Source organism: Ciceribacter sichuanensis (genome assembly GCF_024055605.1).
Taxonomy (GTDB): Bacteria; Pseudomonadota; Alphaproteobacteria; order Rhizobiales; family Rhizobiaceae; genus Allorhizobium; species Allorhizobium sichuanense.
The window spans coordinates 88838-107622 of the sequence record NZ_JAMXLX010000004.1; the positions used below are offsets into that span (position 1 = coordinate 88838).

Below are 18785 nucleotides of genomic sequence, written 5' to 3' on the forward strand. Positions count from 1 at the left end.
TATGGAAGTCAGTGTGATACTCACAATCATCATTGCGACAATGATCGCCACGACCGTCATCAGTGCGTACTGGTTCCAGGAAGAAAGGGACTAGGTCGGCGAAGATCATTCCGCTGCCTCGGCGCGAGTGGCGTTAATATCGCCGCGCGCGGCTTCGAAGTCGCGGCGCATTCGGCGAACGAGATCGAGTTCGGCCTGAAAGTCGACATAATGCGGCAGCTTGAGGTGCTCCACGAAGCCCGTGGCCTGCACGTTGTCGGAATGCGAGATGACGAATTCCTCGTCCTGCGCCGGAGCGACGATGTCCTCGCCGAGTTCGGTTGCGCGTAGCGCCCGGTCCACCAGCGACATCGCCATGGCCTTGCGCTCGCTCTGGCCGAACACGAGGCCGTAACCGCGGGTGAATTGCGGCGGCGCCTTGGCCGAGCCCTTGAACTGGTTCACCATCTGGCATTCGGTCACGCGGATCGGGCCGAGCGAAACGGCAAATCCGAGTTCTGCCACCTCTATCTCCACCTCCACCTCGCCGATGCGGATTTCGCCTGCGAAGGGATGCGTGCGGCCATAGCCGCGCTGGGTGGAATAGGCTAGCGCCAGCAGGAAACCCTCGTCACCGCGCGCCAGTGCCTGCAGGCGCAGGTCTCGCGTCATCGGAAACTCGATCGGCTCGCGGGTGATGTCGCCGGCCAGGTGGTCCTCCGGAAGGTCCCCGTCGGCTTCGACCAGACCTTCCTCGGCAAGGATGTCGGAGACCCGCATCACCGCTTCGTCGGAAGTCTGCCGGCGGGCGGGTTCCTCCACCGCGCCGTCTTCCAGCATCGAGACATCGAGCAGACGGTGGGTATAGTCGAAGGTCGGTCCGAGCAGCTGACCACCCGGCAGGTCCTTGTAGGTCGCCGAGATACGCCGCTCCACGCGCATGCGGCCGGTGTCTATCGGGACGGAATAGCCGAAGCGCGGCAATGTCGTGCGATAGGCCCTGAGCAGGAAGATCGCCTCGATCATGTCGCCCCGCGCCTGCTTGACGGAGAGGGCGGCAAGCGCCTGGTCATGCAGCGACGCCTCGGCCATGACGCGGTCGACGGCGAGCCCGAGCTGTTCGACGATCTGCTCGATGGTGAGTGAAGGTAGCGAACGATCGCCCCGGCGTCGGTCGGCGAGCAGGCGATGGGCATTGGCGATGGCCGCCTCGCCACCCTTTACGGCAACATACATGGTTTCACATCTCCCTTGCGGTGATCTTGCATGTCCGCGGCAGGCCCAGCATCTCGCTGCCTGCCGTCAGCACCACATCGACGCCGCGCGGGAAAAGCGCCCGGTTGTCGGCCCACTGCCTGAGAAACATTTCCGGCAGTCCCTTCGGCGCGATATGCGTCGTTTCCCGAATGCCGGGGCCGGTGAGCGCGAGGCCCGGCCCGCCTTCCAGGCTTGCGACCTCGATGACGATGGTCGTCGAACGGTCCGGATATTCCTGGGTGCCGGAGGAAAAGAGGCCGAAGGAGGCGAGCGCGGTTCCGGCCTCCGCGAAGGCGAAGCGGGCCTCGACCTTCTCCCGGGTCAGCGGTGCGCTGGTATGGAAGGAGATCCAATCGGCGACCGGCGATCTGGAAAGACCGGCGGAGAGCCAGACCGGCGTGTCGTGGTCGCAAAGCGTCAGCGCAATGGCGCCGGCAGCAGCACCCAGCGGTGCCGGCGGATCGACATGCGGCGTAACGGCGCGAATGCTGCCCGGGCGGGCCATGCAGTCCATCAGCGTGCGAAAGACGCTCTGGGCGTGAAAGACCGGTTCGGTGAAACCGCCGGTCAAGGCATCGGTCTTCGGATCCATCAGTCCTCTCCCCTTACCATGGTGAAGAAATCCACGCGGGTCGCTGCCGTCTCTTCCGCCTTGGCGCGTTCCTCGGCTGCGATGCGGGTGGCGACCGGCTCGAGCAACCGGGCTTCGATGAGCGGCCGGTATTCAGTCTCCTGCCACATCGCATCGAAGATCGCCGCAAGGCGGGCGCGGCTGCGGTCGGTGCCGAGCACATGGCCGTGGCCGACGGTGCCGGAGGAAAGCCGGATGGTGGCGCGGCTGACGGTGGCCTCGCCGAGATTGAAGGCCGCGCCGCCGCCGCCAATGCGCCCGCGCACCATTACGAGGCCGGTTTCCGGTCCGCGCAACGGTGAAAAGTCGGGCTTCTGTTCAAGCGCCTCCCAGACAGATTTCAACTCGGTGGCGGTCGCCCTCGCAAGAAGGTCCGTCACCCACTTTCTCTGCGGCGCGCCGGCCGCCTCGTGTTGTTTTGCCGTGTCCATTGCCAAATCCCGAAATGTCTATTAATATAGACGACCATACAAGTTAGGTTATAGCTACCAATCGAGCGTGACAAGCGTGTGACATGGCTGATGTAGGAACGGTACAAAGACAGAAGGGCGTGGCGCTCTGGCGCCAGATCTCCGACAAGATCAGGGCGAATATTTCGGCCGGGGAATACGATGCCACCGGCATGGTGCCGCCCGAGACAGTGCTGGCCGAGCAGTTCGGGGTAAACCGCCATACGATCCGCAGCGCGCTTGCCGCGCTCGGGCAGGAGGGCATCGTTCGCGCCATGCAGGGCCGCGGAACGATGATCGAGGTGAAGGACCGCTTCAATTTCCCGATCGGCCTGCGCACCCGCTTCACGCAGGGCATCGGCCGTCAGGCGCGCGACATCGAAGGGTTTCTCCTGTCATCGGCGCGCGAACTTGCCACGGCGGAAGTCGCCCGCTGGCTGAAGCTTGCGCCTGGAACCGAGGTCATAAGGCTGGAAGCGGTTCGCAAGGCCGATGGCCGTGCCCTTTCGCGGGCAACGACATGGTTTCCTGCAGCCCGTTTCGAGGGCATTGCGGAAATTTTTGCTAAAACGGGGTCGGTGACGAAGGCGTTGTCGGAGTTCGGCGTTGGCGATTATCTGCGCGACACAACGGAAATCACCGCCCGGCACGCGGAGCCCGATGACGTTGCCACGCTGGAACTGACACCGGGCGCGATCGTTCTCGTCACCCGGGCGCTCAATACCGATCTCGACGGGCAACCGATCCAGTATTCGATAACGCGCTTTCCCGCGGATCGTGTTCAGTTCACCATCGGTGCCTGATCGGGTGAAATGATCGAAGGAAAAAGGGCGCGCCGGTCTCCAGCGCGCCCTGATAATGTTTAGTGGGCGCCGGACATGTCGCCGAGCACTTCCTTGGAAGCGACGGTGGAATCGGCCTTGAGCTTGTAGACCATCGGCACGCCGGTCGCGAGGTTGAGCTTGAGGATCTCTTCCTTGGAAAGGCGGTCGAGCACCATCACGAGGGCGCGCAGCGAATTGCCGTGGGCGGCGACCAGAACCGTTTCACCCCTGAGAACGCGCGGCAGGATTTCCGTCATGTAATAGGGCCAGACGCGTGCGCCGGTGTCGCGCAGGCTTTCGCCGCCCGGAGGCGGAACGTCGTAGGAGCGGCGCCAGACATGCACCTGTTCCTCGCCCCACTTGGCGCGGGCGTCGTCCTTGTTGAGGCCGGAGAGATCGCCGTAGTCACGCTCGTTCAGCGCTTCGTCGCGGATGGTCTCGAGGTTGGGCTGGCCGACATTGTCGAGCACGATCTGGCAGGTCTTCTGGGCGCGGCTGAGCGCCGAGGTGTAGGCGACATCGAACTTGATGCCGTAGTCGGCAAGCGCCTTGCCGCCGGCATTGGCTTCCTGCACGCCAAGCTCCGTCAGGCCCGGATCACGCCAGCCGGTGAAAAGGTTCTTGAGGTTCCATTCGCTCTGGCCGTGACGCACGAGCACGAGAGTACCACTCATTGCAAAAATCCTCCGAGGCAAAGTTATTTGGTGGGATTGAGCCCGAGCACGTCGAGCATGGAATAGAGACCGGGCTTCTGATCATAGGCCCAAAGCGCCGCCTTGACCGCGCCGCGGGCGAAGATGGTGCGGTCGCCGGCACTGTGGGAGAGCGTCACCAACTCGCCTTCGCCGGCAAGGATGACCGAATGTTCGCCGATGACCGAGCCGCCGCGCAGCGTGGCAAAGCCTATGGAGCCGGTCTCGCGCGGGCCTGTATGGCCGTCGCGCACGCGCACCGAATGGCCGGCGAGGTCAATGTCGCGGCCCTTCGCGGCGGCTTCGCCGAGCAGCAGCGCGGTTCCCGAGGGAGCGTCCACCTTGTGCTTGTGGTGCATTTCCAGGACCTCGATGTCCCATCCGGCCGCGTCGAGCGCGCGGGCTGCCTGCTGCACGAGCACGGAGAGCAGGTTGACGCCGAGGCTCATATTGCCGGACTTGACGATCCGCGCATGGCGGGCGGCGGCCTCGATCTTGGCCTCGTGTTCCGGCTGGCAGCCGGTGGTGCCGATCACATGGACGATGCGGGCCTGCGCCGCCAGCGCGGCAAATTCCGTCGTGGTCTGGGGCGCGGTGAAGTCGATCACCCCGTGGGCATCGAGGAAAGCCGAAAGCGGATCGTCGGTCACCACAACGCCGATCGGGCCCAGGCCCGCAATATCGCCGGCGTCCTTGCCGACCAGCGGTGAACCGGGGCGCACAACGGCCGCATGAAGGGTCGCGCCTTCGGTCGCGTGAATGATGCGGATGAGCGCCTGGCCCATGCGCCCACCGGCACCGACGACGACGAGCTTCATTGCATCCTTCATGATGGTACGCTGTCCCTAGCTGAGATCGTTTTGTGGGGCGGGCTGCAGGTTGTTGAGGCGAGCGTAGAGCCCGTCCGGACGCTGCGCAAGGCTCTCATGCGTGCCTTCCTCGGCGATCCGACCCTCATGCATGACGATGATCTTGTCGGCCTTGATGACGGTCGAGAGGCGGTGGGCGATCACGACCACGGTGCGGCCATGCATGGCCTGGTCGAGCGCCTTCTGCACGGCAGCCTCGGATTCGGTGTCGAGCGCAGACGTCGCCTCGTCGAGCAGCAGGATCGCTGCGTTGCGCACGAGAGCGCGGGCAATTGAAAGCCGCTGCCGCTGACCGCCGGAAAGGGTCACGCCGTTTTCGCCGACCGGCGTATCGTAGCCGAGAGGCTGCGCGGTGATGAAGTCGTGGGCATAGGCAAGCCGGGCCGCATCCTCGATTTCCGCATCCGTCGCATCCGGGCGACCGTAGCGGATGTTGTCGCGGATCGTGCCTTCGAAGAGGTAGGGCTGCTGCGAAACATAGGCGATGTGCTTGCGCAGCGATGCCTTGGTCACGTCGGCGATGTTCTGCCCATCGATCAGGATTTCGCCGCTCGAGGGATCGTAAAAGCGCGGGATGAGCGTAATGACGGTCGATTTGCCGGCGCCGGAGGGGCCGACGAGAGCGGTTGTCTTGCCGCCTTCGGCAACGAAATCGATGCCCTTGAGCACCTTCTCGTTTTCGCCATAGGCAAAGGTCACGCCGCGGAACTCGATCGATGCATCGGTGACCGCGAGATCGGCCGCACCCGGCTTTTCCCGCTGGTGTGGCTGCATGTCGAGAATTTCGTAGATCATCCGCGCATTGACGACGGCGCGTTCCATCTGCACCTGCAGCTTGGCGAGCCGCTTGGCCGGTTCATAGGCCATCAGCAATGCGGTGACAAAGGAGAAGAAGGCGCCCGGCAGCATGCCACCATAGATCGAGCGGAAGGCCGCATAGGCAATAACGCTGGAAATCGCCACACCGGCAAAGGTTTCGGTGAGCGGCGAGGTGCGCTCCGAGAGCCGCGCGATCCGGTTCGACCGCTTCTCGGCAGACTCGATGGTGACGCTGACCTTGCGTTCGAGCTGCTCTTCCATCGTGAAGGCCTTGACGATGGCGATGCCCTGCACCGTCTCCTGCATCGCCCCCAGCACATGGCTGTTGAAGATGATCGCTTCCTTTGTCGCAGCGCGTAGGCGCTTGGAAATGTAGCGCAGCGCATAGAGAAGCGGCGGAGCGACCACGAAGACGATCAGCGTCAGCATCGGGTCCTTGAAGATCATCACGCCGATCAGCGCGATGAGGCTCAAGAGGTCGCGCGCCGTCGAGGTCACCGTCAGGTTGAGCACGTCGCGGATGCCGTTGATGTTCTGGCTGATCTGGGCGGCGAGATGGGCCGAGCGGGATTCGTTGAAGTAGCCGAGCGACAGCGTCATCAGATGGGCGAAGAGCCGGCGCTGGTAACGCGCCACGATGTTGTTGCCGATCTTCGAAAGAGTCACGGCCTGACCGTAGCCTGCAAACCCGCGCAGCACGAAGGCGGCGAGGATGGAGCCGCAGATCAGCCAGACGAGGTCGGCGCGCTTGTTGGCGAAGGCCTCGTTGACCACGGATTCCATGATCCACGCGGTAAAGGCGGTGGTGAGGGCGACAGTCGCCAGACAGATGACGGCGAATATGTATCCGCGGATGTGGGCGCGGCCGTTTTCGGCGATGATGCGTTTGAGGACTGCCGTCACGCTGTTCGAGCTGATAGCGGTCGTCTGTGTTCTGGAGGCGTCCAAAATGAGGCCAATCCCCGTGAAACTGGGTCGTTGCGGGCGTCATGCCCTCTTTCTGCGCGCTCTATAGCCAGTGGAGGGCCGTTTGGCCATAGCCAATTGCTGCGCGGGCGAAAGGGCGGGTCAGCCGCGCCAGCGCCGCCCGTCGGTCGCAAGCCCGAAACTGCTGGGTGTGCGGGCATAAGTGGCAAGTCCCGAAAGCGCCGCTTGCGGATGCGTGACGACGAAGGTCGGAATGGTCTTCATCAGGTGGCTGTGCGGTGCCTTGTCTTCGAAAGCCTGACGGAATTCCGGCCTCTTCAGCGCCGGAATGATCTTTTGCGAGATGCCGCCGGCAAGGAAGACGCCGCCGCGCGCCATGAAGATCAGCGCCATGTCGCCGGCAACACGCCCGAGATAGGTAGAAAAAAGAGAGATCGTCTCGACAGCGACCGGATCTGCCCCGGAAAGCGCATTGGTCGTCACTTCGGCCGGATCCTTGTAGACCGGCTCGATGCCGCTTGCGGCGCAGACGGCGCCGTAGATGTTGAGAATGCCCCGGCCGCACAGCAATTGCTCGGCCGAAATGCGCCCCTCGATCGGCGTCAGATGCGGGAAGATCTCATAGTCGCGCTCGCTCCTCGGTCCGACATCCACATGTCCGCCTTCGCCGGGAACCGGAAACCACATGTGCTGGGCATGCACGAGGCCGGCAACGCCAAGCCCGGTGCCCGGACCCAGAACGACACGCGAGGCAAGCGAAGTGTCGCCGTGATCGCCGATCGGCTCGCGATATTGATCGGCAGGCGATGCAATCGCCAGCGCCTGCGCCTCGAAATCGTTGACAACAAGCACGTCGGAAAATCCGAGGTCCGAGATCATCGCCTTGGGACGCACGACCCAGTCGCAATTGGTCAGCGGGATCTCGTCGTCATTGATCGGGCCGGCAATCGCGAGGATCGCCGAGCGCGGCTGGATCGATGTCTTGTCGAGAACCGTGACCTGGATCGCCTCGTCGATGGTCGCGAAATCCGCGGTATGCACGTTCGGAAACTGCTTCGGCTCGGCATAGGCGTCGATCAGGATGGAGAAGCGCGCATTCGTGCCCCCGATGTCGCCGATCAGGATGGGAAACGTGAGCTGTTCGTTTTCGAGGGACTTGGGCATGGCGGGTTCCGTATCGGACCTTTTAGGGGCTCAGGCGCCAAGGGCGCCGGGGGTCAGGAGAATCTCTGCGGTGGCGCGGTTCAGGGCCATCGGAATATCGTAGACCGTTGCGAGCCGCATCAGGGCTTTTACATCGACATCATGAGGCATGGATGTCAAAGGGTCGACGAAGAAGATCAACATGTCGACCTCGCCCGTCGCGATCATCGCGCCGATCTGCTGGTCGCCGCCGAGCGGGCCGCTTTTCAGGCGTGTGACGTCAAGTGAGGGACAGGCTTCCTTGATGCGCCCTCCGGTCGTGCCTGTTGCAACGATGCGCCGCCTGGAAAGCTCGGCCTCGTGCCGGCGGGCGAATTCCGCCATATCGTCCTTCTTCTGGTCGTGGGCAATCAGGGCGATACATTTCAGAGCGGTCACGAAGCGCCTCGGTCCGGATATTCAATCGATTTGACTGCCTTCTATCGCAGCCGGAAGCGCTTGAAAAGCCCGACCCAGAGTAAGGAGCCGGGCAAGACCGGTGAGCGCGTGTTCAATTGCCGGCCGGACGGGGCAGCGGAACCGGAACATCGACCGGCGGAGCGTCCGGCATCTGGGCCGCGATGGCCGAACCTGCTGCTGCCGGTTGCGGCGGCGAAGTCAGTGCCGAAACGGGGGGCGCTCCGTTGGCGGAATAGGTTGCCGCCCACTCGCTGTCTACAGCTGGAGACTTGAGCACCAGGGAGCAGGCCTTCGGCAGGTCGGCAAGCTGCATCGGCTTCGGCTTGGGCGCGGGCTTCGCGTTCGGGTCTTTCTTCGGCTTTGCCCAGGGTTCGTCGGTAAACCACCAGGCCAGCGACTTGTCGCAGCCGTCGCCGGGCGGAATATCGGCCTGATCCTTGCAGCCCACGGCATCGGCGGGGCATTTGATGCGGACGTGGAAATGGTAATCATGACCGTAATAGGGGCGCACCTTGCCGAGATTGGTGCGGTCGCCCTGCCATGTGTCGCAAAGCTTCTTCTTGATCGCGGGATTGACGAAGATACGCTCCACTTGCGGGTAGCTCGCCGCCCGCATGATCACGCGCGCCTGCCCCGGCGTCCACGCTTTCTCATTGATGGTGAGGAACTTCTTGGTGTCGAGCATCGAAGTGGCCGAGATGTTTTCCCGTTCGGCCGCCGTCAGCGTGCGCGAGGGCATCGGCGTCAGCCAGATGTCGGCGTCGAGCCCGATCTGGTGGGAGGCATGGCCGGTCAACATCGGCCCGCCGCGCGGCTGCGAGATGTCGCCGAGCAGGAGGCCCGGCCATCCGTCGTATTTCGCGGCATCCTGCGAAAGCCGCTCGAGCAGGGTGATCATCTGCGGATGGCCCCAGCGGCGGTTGCGCGAAAGGCGCATCGCCTGCCACGTCGGTCCATCGGTCGGAATGGCGACGGCGCCGGCAAGACAGCCCTTAGAATAGAAGCCGTAGGAACTCGGCTCCGCCCGTGTTGGCAGCTTCACCCCGCCGAAGAGTTCCTTGGCGGGCGGGCCGTCGGCCGCCCATCCGTCCGCGATGGCGCCCGCCATGCTTGCCGTAAAGGCCAGCACCAACGCCAGCCGCCTCGAAACAGTTCTCATCATCATGCCCGCCCGCCGCATTTCCTCCACCCGCTTCGCCGGGTGATTTGCTTCAAGTTTAACCTGAATGCCGATTTTGTTGAATCCGTGATCTCAGGCGTGTCGCGATCTTTCAGATTCGCTCCTTTCGCCTTCGGTCTTTTGTTCATCGCATGTCGTTGCCGCAAAACCGCTGCTCACTTTTGCGCGACATGCTTTAATCGTGATCTCCCTCCGGTCTGTTTTTTGCCGAGGTTTGGCCTATGCTCATGCCAACGGAAAACAACTGGGGTGATTTGCATGGGATTGGCTTTCCTGAGGGCGGGTATTCTTGCGCTGGCCGCGGCGACCTTTGTGCCGCAGGCGCTGCAGGCGCAGGAACCTGAATGGCGCCACGCGCTCGCCGTCATCGAGGCGCCGAAATATCCGAAGGATTTTCCCCGGTTCAACTATGTCAATCCCGATGCGCCCAAGGCCGGTGATCTGAAGCTTTCCGCCGACGGCACCTTCGACACCTTCAATCCCGTGCTCGACAAGGGCGAGCTTGCCGCCGGCCTGACGCCGCGTGCTTCTCTGGTCACCGAGACGCTGCTGAAGCCGTCGATGGACGAGGTCGATGCGGTCTACGGCCTGCTTGCCGAAGCCGTTTCCTACCCGGAAGACTACGCCTGGGCGAAGTTCCGCCTGCGGCCGGAGGCCAAATGGGCGGATGGCCGGCCGGTCACGCCCGAGGACGTCGTCTTCAGCTTCGACAGGTTCAAGGATCTCAATCCGAAATACGCCAGCTACTACCAGCATGTGCTGAAGGCGGAAAAGACCGGCGAACGCGAAGTCACCTTCACCTTCGACGAGAAGAACAATCGTGAATTGCCCGTCATCGTCGGTGAACTCGATATTGTCCCGATGCACTGGTGGACGGCCAACGGCCCGGACGGCAAGCCGCGCGACATATCGAAGACGACGCTGGAGCCGGTTCTCGGCTCGGGCCCCTATCGCATCGCCGCCTTCTCGCCCGGTTCGACGATCCGCTACGAGCTTCGCGACGATTATTGGGGCAAGGATCTCAACGTCAACATCGGCTACAACAACTTCCGCAGCCAGACCTACACCTATTTTGCCGACCTCGATGTCGAGTTCGAGGCCTTCCGGTCCGGCAATGTCGATTACTGGGCGGAAAACTCCGCCATGCGCTGGGCGCGTTCCTATGATTTCCCTGCAGTCACCGACGGTCGCGTCAAGCGGGAGGTGCTGGACAACGAATACAAGACCTCAGGCATTCTCGTCGGCTTCATCCCCAACATGCGCCGCGACAAGTTCAAGGATCCGCATGTCCGCAAGGCGCTGAACTATGCCTTCGATTTCGAGGAATTGAACCGCACGATCTTCTTCGGCCAGTACCAGCGCATCGACAGCTATTTCTACGGTTCCGAACTCGCTTCCACGGGGCTGCCCGAAGGCAGGGAACTGGAAATCCTGAAGGGGCTCGGCGATGGCGTGCCCCCGGAAGTCTTCACCGCCGAATACAAGAACCCGGTGTCTGGCGATCCCGCAAAGCTGCGCGACAATCTCCGCACTGCCGTCTCGCTCTTCCGCGAGGCCGGCTACGAGATCAAGGGCGGCCGGATGACCGATACGAAGACCGGAACGCCGCTTTCCTTCGAAATCCTGCTGAGCGGCCCGACCATCGAGAGGGTGGCGCTGCCGTTCGCCGATAACCTGAAGAAGATCGGCGTCACGGTGTCGGTCCGCACCGTCGATGCGTCGCAATACACCAACCGTGTCCGCAGCTTCGACTATGACATGATCTATCTTGGCTGGGCGCAGAGCCTCAATCCGGGCAATGAGCAGAAGAACTACTGGGGCTCCCAGTCGGTCGGGCAGGAAGGCTCGCAGAACTATGCCGGCATTTCCAATCCTGCGATCGACAAGCTGATCGACCGGATCATTTTCGCCAAGGATCGCGACACCCTGATCCCGACGGTCAAGGCGCTGGATCGACTGTTGTTGGCGGGAAGCTACACTGTGCCGTCCTACACCATGCGCTCCTCGCGCATCGCCTATTGGGACAAGTTGGCTCGGCCGGCGGAATTGCCGACATACGGTATCGGCTTTCCGTCCATCTGGTGGGCCAAGGGCGCATCGAAGTGAGCTGCGGGGCTTGCGTGCCACATTTGAGCAGCTACCAATAAACCCCACGAATCGCATGGGCCGGCAGCGCCGTCTGCCGGCGGAAAAGGACAAACGGATTGATAGCGGGACTTGAGACGGACATTATGCGCCACGCGGGAGAGACGGCCTGATGGGTGCCTATATCCTCAGACGTCTCCTGCTGATGATCCCGACCATTGTCGGCATCATGGGCATTTCCTTCCTCGTCATCCAGTTTGCGCCGGGCGGCCCGGTGGAGCAGGTGATCGCCCAGTTGACCGGGCAGGGCGATAGCGCCGACCAGCGCCTTTCCGGCGGCGGCGACATGCTCAACCAGCAATTCGGCAACGACGAGATGAACGCCAAGTATCGCGGCGCTCAGGGGCTCGATCCGGAACTCATTGCCAAGCTCGAAAAGCAGTTCGGCTTCGATAAGCCGCCGCTCACCCGCTTCCTCGACATGATGTGGAACTATATCCGCTTCGATTTCGGCGAGAGTTTCTTCCGCAACACCACGGTCATCGACCTGATCGTCGAGAAGATGCCGGTGTCGATCTCGCTCGGCGTCTGGATCCTGATCTTCTCCTACGCGATCTCGATCCCGCTTGGCATCAAGAAGGCTGTCGCGGACGGTTCTCCCTTCGATGTCTGGACCTCCGGCGTCATCGTCATCGGTTATGCCGTGCCGAGCTTCCTGTTCGGCATCCTGTTGATCGTGCTTTTCGCCGGCGGTTCCTTCTTCGATTGGTTCCCGCTGCGTGGTCTCGTCTCCGACAATTTCGCCCAACTGTCCTGGTGGGAAAAGATCGTCGACTATTTCTGGCACCTGACCCTGCCGCTGATCGCGCTGTCGCTGTCGGCCTTCGCCACCACCACGCTGCTCACGAAGAATTCCTTTATCGACGAGATCAAGAAGCAGTATGTCGTGACCGCCCGCGCCAAGGGCCTGAACGAACGGCAGGTGCTTTATGGCCATGTGTTCCGCAACGCCATGCTGATTGTCATCGCCGGCATTCCCGGAGCCTTCATCTCGGCCTTCTTCACCGGCTCGCTCTTGATCGAGAACATCTTCTCGCTCGATGGCCTCGGCCGGCTCGGCTATCTCTCGGTGGTCAATCGCGATTATCCCGTCGTCTTTGCCACCCTCTACATCTTTTCGCTGATGGGCCTTGTCGTCGGTCTCGTCTCCGACCTGATCTACACCTGGATCGATCCGCGCATCGATTTCGACCGGAGGGATGTCTGACATGTCTTCCGTCGAAACCGCCCGTACCGCTGTCGCAGCTCCCGTGAAGAAGCCATGGTTTTCGCCGACGAATTTACGGCGTCTTGAAAACTTCAAGGCCAATCGTCGCGGCTACTGGTCGTTCTGGCTCTTCATGATCCTTTTCGTCCTGTCGTTGTTCGCTGAATTCATCGCCAACGACCGGCCGCTGATCGCCTCTTACAAGGGAGAGATCCTTTTCCCGGTGGTGGTCGATTATCAGGAGGAGAAGTTCGGCGGCTTCCTCGCCGTCACCGACTATCGTTCGCCCTTCATCAGCGACGAGATCAACGCCAATGGCTGGATGATCTGGCCGCCGATCCGCTATTCCTACCGCACAGTGAATTCGGACATTCCGCATTCCGCCCCGACGCCGCCCTTCTGGCTGATGGACAAGGCGGAGCGCTGCTCGGCCTATCCGCTCAAGGATCAGGATCCAAACTGCATTCTCGGCAATCTCAACTGGCTCGGCACCGACGACCAGGCGCGCGATGTTGCCGCCCGCATGATCTATGGCTTCCGCATCTCGGTCCTGTTCGGCCTCGTGCTGACCATCTGCTCGGCCTTCGTCGGCGTCACCGCCGGTGCCGTACAGGGCTATTTCGGTGGCTGGACAGACCTTCTGATGCAGCGTTTCATCGAGATCTGGTCCTCGATGCCGGTGCTTTACATCCTGCTCATCATTGCCGCGATTCTGCCGCCCGGTTTTTTCGTGCTGCTCGGGATCATGCTGCTGTTCTCATGGGTCAGTTTCGTCGGCATCGTGCGGGCGGAATTCCTGCGCGCCCGCAATTTCGAATATGTGAATGCCGCCCGCGCGCTCGGAGTCGGCAACTGGACCATCATGTTCCGGCATCTCCTGCCGAACGCCATGGTCGCCACGCTGACCTTCCTGCCCTTCATTCTCTCCGGCTCGATCACCACGCTGACATCGCTTGACTTCTTAGGCTTCGGCATGCCGCCGGGATCGCCTTCGCTCGGCGAACTCATCGCCCAAGGCAAGCGCAACCTCCAGGCTCCGTGGCTCGGCCTCACCGCCTTCTTCACCATGTCGATCATGCTGTCGCTCTTGATCTTCGTGGGCGAAGCCGTGCGTGACGCCTTCGATCCGAGGAAGACCTTCCGATGACCGCTCCGCTTCTTTCCGTCCGCGATCTTTCCGTCGCCTTCCATCAGGGCGGCAAGGAGACCCTTGCCGTCGACCGGGTCTCCTTCGACATCGCCCCGGGCGAGGTCGTGGCGCTGGTTGGCGAGTCCGGCTCCGGCAAGTCCGTCTCGGCCAACTCCGTGTTGCGCCTCCTGCCTTATCCGGCGGCGAGCCATCCTTCGGGAGAGATTCTGTTCGAGGGTCGTGATCTTCTCAAGTTGCCCGAGGCGGAACTTCGTCAAGTGCGCGGCAATGACGTGACGATGATCTTCCAGGAGCCGATGACCTCGCTCAATCCGCTCCACTCCATCGAGAAGCAGATCGGCGAGATCCTCGAACTGCACCAGGCGATGAGCGGACCCGCGGCGCGCGAACGGACGCTGGAGCTTCTCCGGCAGGTCGGCATCCGCGAACCGGAAAAGCGCCTCTCCGCCTATCCGCACGAATTGTCCGGTGGCCAGCGCCAGCGTGTGATGATCGCCATGGCGCTTGCCAACCGGCCGAAACTGCTGATCGCCGATGAGCCGACGACCGCGCTCGACGTGACCGTTCAGGCGCAGATTCTGGCGCTTCTCCGACAGTTGAAGGCCGATCACGGCATGTCCATGCTGTTCATCACCCACGACCTCGGCATCGTGCGCAAGTTTGCCGACCGGGTCTGCGTCATGACCAAGGGCCGGATCGTCGAAAGCGGGCCGGTGGAGGAGATCTTCAACAATCCGCAGCACGACTATACGAAAAAGCTTCTTGGCTCCGAGCCGCGCGGCGAACCGCCGGCGCTCGATGAGACCAAGCCGGTGGTGATGAAGGGTGAAGACATCCGCGTCTGGTTCCCGATCAAGGCCGGCTTCCTGCGCAAGGTGGTGGATCACGTGAAGGCGGTTGATGGCGTCGACATGGTGCTGCGCGCCGGCCAGACGCTCGGCGTCGTCGGCGAATCCGGCTCCGGCAAGACGACGCTTGGTCTGGCGCTGGCCCGCCTCATCTCGTCGAAGGGTCGCATCAGCTTCATCGGGCAGGAAATCGACGGGTTTTCCTATAGCGAGATGCGTCCGTTGCGCGACCGCCTGCAGATCGTCTTTCAGGATCCTTACGGCTCGCTCAGCCCTCGCATGTCGGTGGGCGAGATCATCGCGGAAGGCTTGAAGGTCCACGAGAGCGCGCTGTCGGCGGATGAGCGCGATGCCCGGGTCTGCTGGGCGCTGGAGGAGGTCGGCCTCGATACGGCGACCCGCTGGCGTTACCCGCACGAGTTTTCCGGTGGCCAGCGGCAGCGCATCGCGATTGCCCGCGCCATGGTGCTGAAACCCCGTTTCGTCATGCTCGACGAACCGACCTCGGCGCTCGACATGACGGTGCAGGCACAGGTGGTCGATTTGCTGCGCGACCTGCAGAAGAAGCACGACCTCGCCTATCTCTTCATCAGCCACGACCTGCGCGTGGTGAAGGCGCTTGCCAACGAGGTGATCGTCATGCGCGCCGGCAAGGTGGTGGAGCAGGGGCCGTCGAGTTCGATCTTCTCCGCGCCCAGGGAAGACTATACCCGCGCCCTGATGGCCGCCGCCTTCAATCTCGAAGCCGTCGAGATCGGCGGCGTCAGCCAGTAACATCCCGCTTACCGCCAGTAACATCCTGCTTACGGAAAGAGTGACCATGTCCGACAAGAGCCCCGTCGTCATCGACCTGAAGTTCGACCGCGAAAGCGTCGTCGCAGGCTTGAAGAACGCCTTTCCCGGCCGCGAGATCATTGACATGGCCTTGGCGGAAAATGCTGGCCGCGATCTTTCCGGCAGCGCCTATGCCGTCGTCTGGAAGCCGGATCCGGCTCTGTTTTCCCGCATGCCGGACCTCAAGGTGATCTTTTCCGGCGGCGCCGGTGTCGATCATATCCTGACGGCTTACGAACTGCCCGATGTGCCGATCGTCCGTTTCGTCGACCGCAGCCTGACGGACCGCATGAGCGAGTGGGTCGTGCTGCAATGCCTGACCCACTTGCGAAGGTCGCTCGCCTATGCTCGCCAGCAGAAGAACCATGAATGGCGCGAACTCGATCCGCAGCCCGAGGCCTGCGATGTGACCGTCGGCGTCATGGGTCTCGGCGTTCTCGGTCAGGATGCCGTCCGCAAGCTCAAGGTCATGGGCTTCGAGGTCGTCGGCTGGTCGCGCAGCATGAAGGTGATTGAGGGTGTCGAGACCTTCGACGAGGCGGGGCTCGATGCCTTCCTCGCCAGGACCGACATTCTCGTCGGCCTTCTGCCGCTGACCGAGGAGACGCGCGGCATCTATAACGCCTCCCTGTTTGCCAAGCTTCGCCAGGGCGGCGCTCTCGAAAGACCTGTTTTCCTGAATGCCGGCCGCGGCGGCAGCCAGGTCGAGACGGATATCGTCTCGGCGATTGAAGGCGGCGTCCTTGGCGCGGCCTCGCTCGACGTTTTCGAGAAGGAACCGCTCGCCCCGGAAAGCCCGCTCTGGGATTTCGAAAACGTCATCATCACCCCCCATGCGGCGGCTTCCTCCGATGTCAGGGCGCTTTTCCGCCATGCCGACAGGCAGATGGCGCGTCTGGAGGGCGGCGATTCTCTGCAGCACGTCGTCGATCGCATGGCTGGCTACTGAGCCGACGGGCGGAACTATATCCGAAGCCTCTTCGTTTCCCTGTTATCCGTTGGCGACATCGGGTCGCCATCACGCTGAAACAGGGAGATTTTCCATGGATCCGCGTTCAGACACCCCTGATCCCGATCTGCAACCGGGTTCCGTCGAACCGAAGCAGGAAGCGTTGTCCGCGACCGAGGCGAGGCAGGGTCTTCTCGGCAAGCCGGTACTCGTCATTCTGCTTGCGGGCCTGATCCTCGCATTGCTGGTATGGATACCGACCGAATGGTGGGGCAGCGCCACGGCGCCTGAAAACCAGTCCAACCAGCCGGTGCAGCAGGAAACGGCTCCGCCGGCGCAGAACAATCCGCCGCAACAGTAGTCCTCCGGGGATATGGACTTTGTGAACCGAATTTCTGATAAGTGACGCGTGAAGCGGCCGGGCTGATCCCGGTCGCCGAAAGCGGTCGCAGTCGGCCGCGGTTTGCAGGACTGTCCGCCGATGACCAAGACCGATATCGCGACACGGGTTTTCAACCACACATGGAAGCTTGACCCGATCCTCCGCAGCCTGATCGACACGGATTTCTACAAGCTCTTGATGCTGCAGATGATCTGGAAGCTCTATCCGGATGTGAACGCAACCTTCAGCCTGATCAACCGCACCAAGACGGTGCGCCTGGCGGAAGAAATCGACGAGACCGAACTGCGCGACCAGCTGGATTACGCCCGTTCGCTGCGCCTTACCAAGAAGGAGGCGATCTGGCTCGCGGGTAACACCTTCTACGGCCGCGCCCAGATCTTCGAGCCGGAATTCCTGACCTGGCTTTCCAATTTTCAACTGCCGGAATACGAACTGTCAAAGAAGGACGGCCAGTTCAGCCTGCATTTCCATGGCAAGTGGATGGAAACCACGATGTGGGAGATCCCCGCGCTTGCCATCATCAACGAGCTCCGCTCGCGCGCAGTGTCGAAGTCTCTCGGGCTTTTCACGCTGGATGTCCTCTATGCTCGCGCCAAGGCCAAGATGTGGTCGAAGGTCGAGCGCCTGCGTGAGCTTCCAGGCCTGCGGATCTCCGATTTCGGTACCCGTCGCCGGCACAGTTTTTTGTGGCAGCGCTGGTGCGTCGAAGCCCTGAAGGAAGGCATCGGCCCAGCCTTTACCGGCACCAGCAACGTGCTGCTCGCCATGGATTCTGATCTCGAGGCCGTCGGTACCAACGCGCACGAACTGCCGATGGTGACGGCAGCACTTGCACGCAACGACGAGGAACTCGCGGCTGCGAATTACAAGGTGATGCAGGACTGGAACCGTCTCTATGGCGGCAACCTGCTGATCGTCCTGCCGGATACCTATGGCACCGCAGCCTTCCTGCGAAATGCGCCCGACTGGGTGGCGGACTGGACGGGTTTCCGCCCCGACAGCGCCCCGCCGATCGAGGGCGGCGAGAAGATCATCGAATGGTGGAAGCAGAAGGGGCGTGATCCCCGGCAGAAACTGCTGATCTTCTCCGACGGCCTCGATGTCGATGCGATCATCGACACCTATCGTCATTTCGAGGGGCGCGTGCGCATGAGCTTCGGCTGGGGCACCAACCTCACCAACGATTTCGCCGGCTGCGCGCCTCGCGAGATCGAGGGCCTGAAGCCGATTTCGCTGGTCTGCAAGGTGAGCGATGCGAATGGCCGCCCAGCGGTCAAGCTCTCCGACAATCCGCGCAAGGCGACCGGCGATCCGGCCGAAGTGGAACGCTACCTGAAGTTCTTCGGCTCGGACGACCGCGTGGAGCAGGTCGTGCTCGTCTGATATCGACAGCAAGGCCGATGCCCGGTTCTTGCGATCCGTCCGCTTGTCTGTAAGCTGTCGGTCAAATATTCTGCTGCGCCCGGGGAGGGGCGTGGTGGAAAGCGTGACCACATCGCTTCAGGGAGGAAGACATCATGGACATGAACGGCACCGAACGGATCGAGGCTCCGGTCGAAACGGTATGGCGGGCGTTGAACGACGCGGACATCCTGCGTCAGGCGATACCCGGCTGCGAGGAACTGGAAAAGACTTCCGACACGGACCTGATCGCAAAGGTCGTTCTGAAGATCGGACCGATCAAGGCGAAGTTCGAAGGCGCCGTGGAACTGCAGAACCTCAATCCGCCGCGTTCCTACACGATCTCCGGTGAGGGCAAGGGCGGCATTGCCGGTTTTGCCAAGGGCGGAGCCGATGTCTCGCTTGAGGCCGATGGGCCGGATGCCACGATCCTGAGTTATGCGGTCAAGGCCGAGGTCGGGGGCAAGATCGCCCAGCTCGGTTCCCGTCTGATCGATTCCACCGCAAAAAAGCTTGCCGGGCAGTTCTTCTCGAAATTTGCGGAGCTGGTGACCGCGGCTCCCGGCGGGGCGGTCAGCGCCTCCGCGTGAATGTGGCGGCATCCCGCCTGAAAGCCTTG

At 62.3% G+C, this 18785-nt stretch carries 18 protein-coding genes; 9 read left to right on the plus strand and 9 right to left on the minus strand.

Going from position 1 to position 18785, the window contains the following annotated elements; genetic code table 11:
- Window positions 1–105: 105 nt before the first annotated feature.
- From NBH21_RS13510 to phnG, 3 genes are read right to left on the minus strand one after another with little or no spacing between them, the layout of a single operon-like run.
- A complete protein-coding gene (locus tag NBH21_RS13510) occupies window positions 106–1215 on the minus strand; it encodes a carbon-phosphorus lyase complex subunit (RefSeq protein ID WP_250914170.1) in 1110 nt (369 codons plus the stop codon).
- Between the two features lie 4 nt (window positions 1216–1219).
- Window positions 1220–1828 (minus strand): phosphonate C-P lyase system protein PhnH, encoded by a 609-nt coding sequence (gene phnH / locus NBH21_RS13515; protein ID WP_250914169.1) that lies wholly within the window; start codon window positions 1826–1828, stop codon window positions 1220–1222.
- Window positions 1828–2298, minus strand: a complete 471-nt coding sequence (gene phnG / locus NBH21_RS13520) for a phosphonate C-P lyase system protein PhnG (protein WP_250914168.1) — start codon at window positions 2296–2298, stop codon at window positions 1828–1830. The genes phnH and phnG overlap by 1 nt, the downstream gene beginning before the upstream one ends.
- Window positions 2299–2381: 83 nt before the next feature.
- Between phnG and phnF the strand changes: the two genes are divergently transcribed.
- Window positions 2382–3119, plus strand: coding sequence for a phosphonate metabolism transcriptional regulator PhnF (gene phnF / locus NBH21_RS13525; protein ID WP_250914167.1), 738 nt, complete (start codon window positions 2382–2384; stop codon window positions 3117–3119).
- 59 nt (window positions 3120–3178) lie between these two features.
- Here the strand turns inward: phnF and NBH21_RS13530 are convergent, their stop codons facing one another.
- The 6 genes from NBH21_RS13530 to mepA form a co-directional block, all read right to left on the minus strand.
- Window positions 3179–3814, minus strand: a complete 636-nt coding sequence (locus NBH21_RS13530) for a 2,3-bisphosphoglycerate-dependent phosphoglycerate mutase (RefSeq protein ID WP_250914166.1) — start codon at window positions 3812–3814, stop codon at window positions 3179–3181.
- A gap of 23 nt (window positions 3815–3837) precedes the next feature.
- A complete protein-coding gene (gene dapB / locus NBH21_RS13535; RefSeq protein ID WP_425340429.1) occupies window positions 3838–4650 on the minus strand; it encodes a 4-hydroxy-tetrahydrodipicolinate reductase in 813 nt (270 codons plus the stop codon).
- A 27-nt stretch (window positions 4651–4677) separates the two neighbouring features.
- Window positions 4678–6468, minus strand: a complete 1791-nt coding sequence (locus tag NBH21_RS13540) for an ABC transporter ATP-binding protein (RefSeq protein ID WP_250914164.1) — start codon at window positions 6466–6468, stop codon at window positions 4678–4680.
- Window positions 6469–6588: 120 nt separating this feature from the next.
- Complete coding sequence (locus tag NBH21_RS13545; RefSeq protein ID WP_250914163.1) at window positions 6589–7611, minus strand: glucokinase; 1023 nt, start codon at window positions 7609–7611, stop codon at window positions 6589–6591.
- Between the two features lie 30 nt (window positions 7612–7641).
- Window positions 7642–8028: a methylglyoxal synthase gene (locus NBH21_RS13550; protein ID WP_163902730.1), complete on the minus strand. Its 387-nt coding sequence runs from the start codon at window positions 8026–8028 to the stop codon at window positions 7642–7644.
- Window positions 8029–8140: 112 nt separating this feature from the next.
- On the minus strand, window positions 8141–9157 hold the full coding sequence (gene mepA / locus NBH21_RS13555) for a penicillin-insensitive murein endopeptidase (protein WP_250914262.1): 1017 nt from the start codon (window positions 9155–9157) through the stop codon (window positions 8141–8143).
- 330 nt (window positions 9158–9487) lie between these two features.
- On the opposite strand from mepA, the gene NBH21_RS13560 reads away from it, so the two are divergent.
- The 8 genes from NBH21_RS13560 (at window position 9488) to NBH21_RS13595 (ending at window position 18756) form a co-directional block, all read left to right on the plus strand.
- Window positions 9488–11335, plus strand: coding sequence for an extracellular solute-binding protein (locus tag NBH21_RS13560; protein WP_250914162.1), 1848 nt, complete (start codon window positions 9488–9490; stop codon window positions 11333–11335).
- 151 nt (window positions 11336–11486) lie between these two features.
- Complete coding sequence (locus NBH21_RS13565; RefSeq protein WP_250914161.1) at window positions 11487–12581, plus strand: microcin C ABC transporter permease YejB; 1095 nt, start codon at window positions 11487–11489, stop codon at window positions 12579–12581.
- Between the two features lies 1 nt (window position 12582).
- On the plus strand, window positions 12583–13728 hold the full coding sequence (locus tag NBH21_RS13570; RefSeq protein ID WP_250914160.1) for an ABC transporter permease: 1146 nt from the start codon (window positions 12583–12585) through the stop codon (window positions 13726–13728).
- Window positions 13725–15353 carry an ABC transporter ATP-binding protein gene (locus tag NBH21_RS13575; RefSeq protein ID WP_250914159.1) on the plus strand — a complete coding sequence of 543 codons (1629 nt, stop codon included), beginning with the start codon at window positions 13725–13727 and terminating at the stop codon, window positions 15351–15353. The genes NBH21_RS13570 and NBH21_RS13575 overlap by 4 nt, the downstream gene beginning before the upstream one ends.
- Window positions 15354–15399: 46 nt before the next feature.
- Window positions 15400–16362: a 2-hydroxyacid dehydrogenase gene (locus NBH21_RS13580; protein ID WP_250914158.1), complete on the plus strand. Its 963-nt coding sequence runs from the start codon at window positions 15400–15402 to the stop codon at window positions 16360–16362.
- Window positions 16363–16456: 94 nt separating this feature from the next.
- Complete coding sequence (locus NBH21_RS13585) at window positions 16457–16723, plus strand: hypothetical protein (RefSeq protein ID WP_250914157.1); 267 nt, start codon at window positions 16457–16459, stop codon at window positions 16721–16723.
- A 120-nt stretch (window positions 16724–16843) separates the two neighbouring features.
- Window positions 16844–18148 carry a nicotinate phosphoribosyltransferase gene (gene pncB, locus NBH21_RS13590; protein WP_250914156.1) on the plus strand — a complete coding sequence of 435 codons (1305 nt, stop codon included), beginning with the start codon at window positions 16844–16846 and terminating at the stop codon, window positions 18146–18148.
- Between the two features lie 134 nt (window positions 18149–18282).
- On the plus strand, window positions 18283–18756 hold the full coding sequence (locus NBH21_RS13595; protein ID WP_250914155.1) for an SRPBCC family protein: 474 nt from the start codon (window positions 18283–18285) through the stop codon (window positions 18754–18756).
- Window positions 18757–18785: the final 29 nt, after the last annotated feature.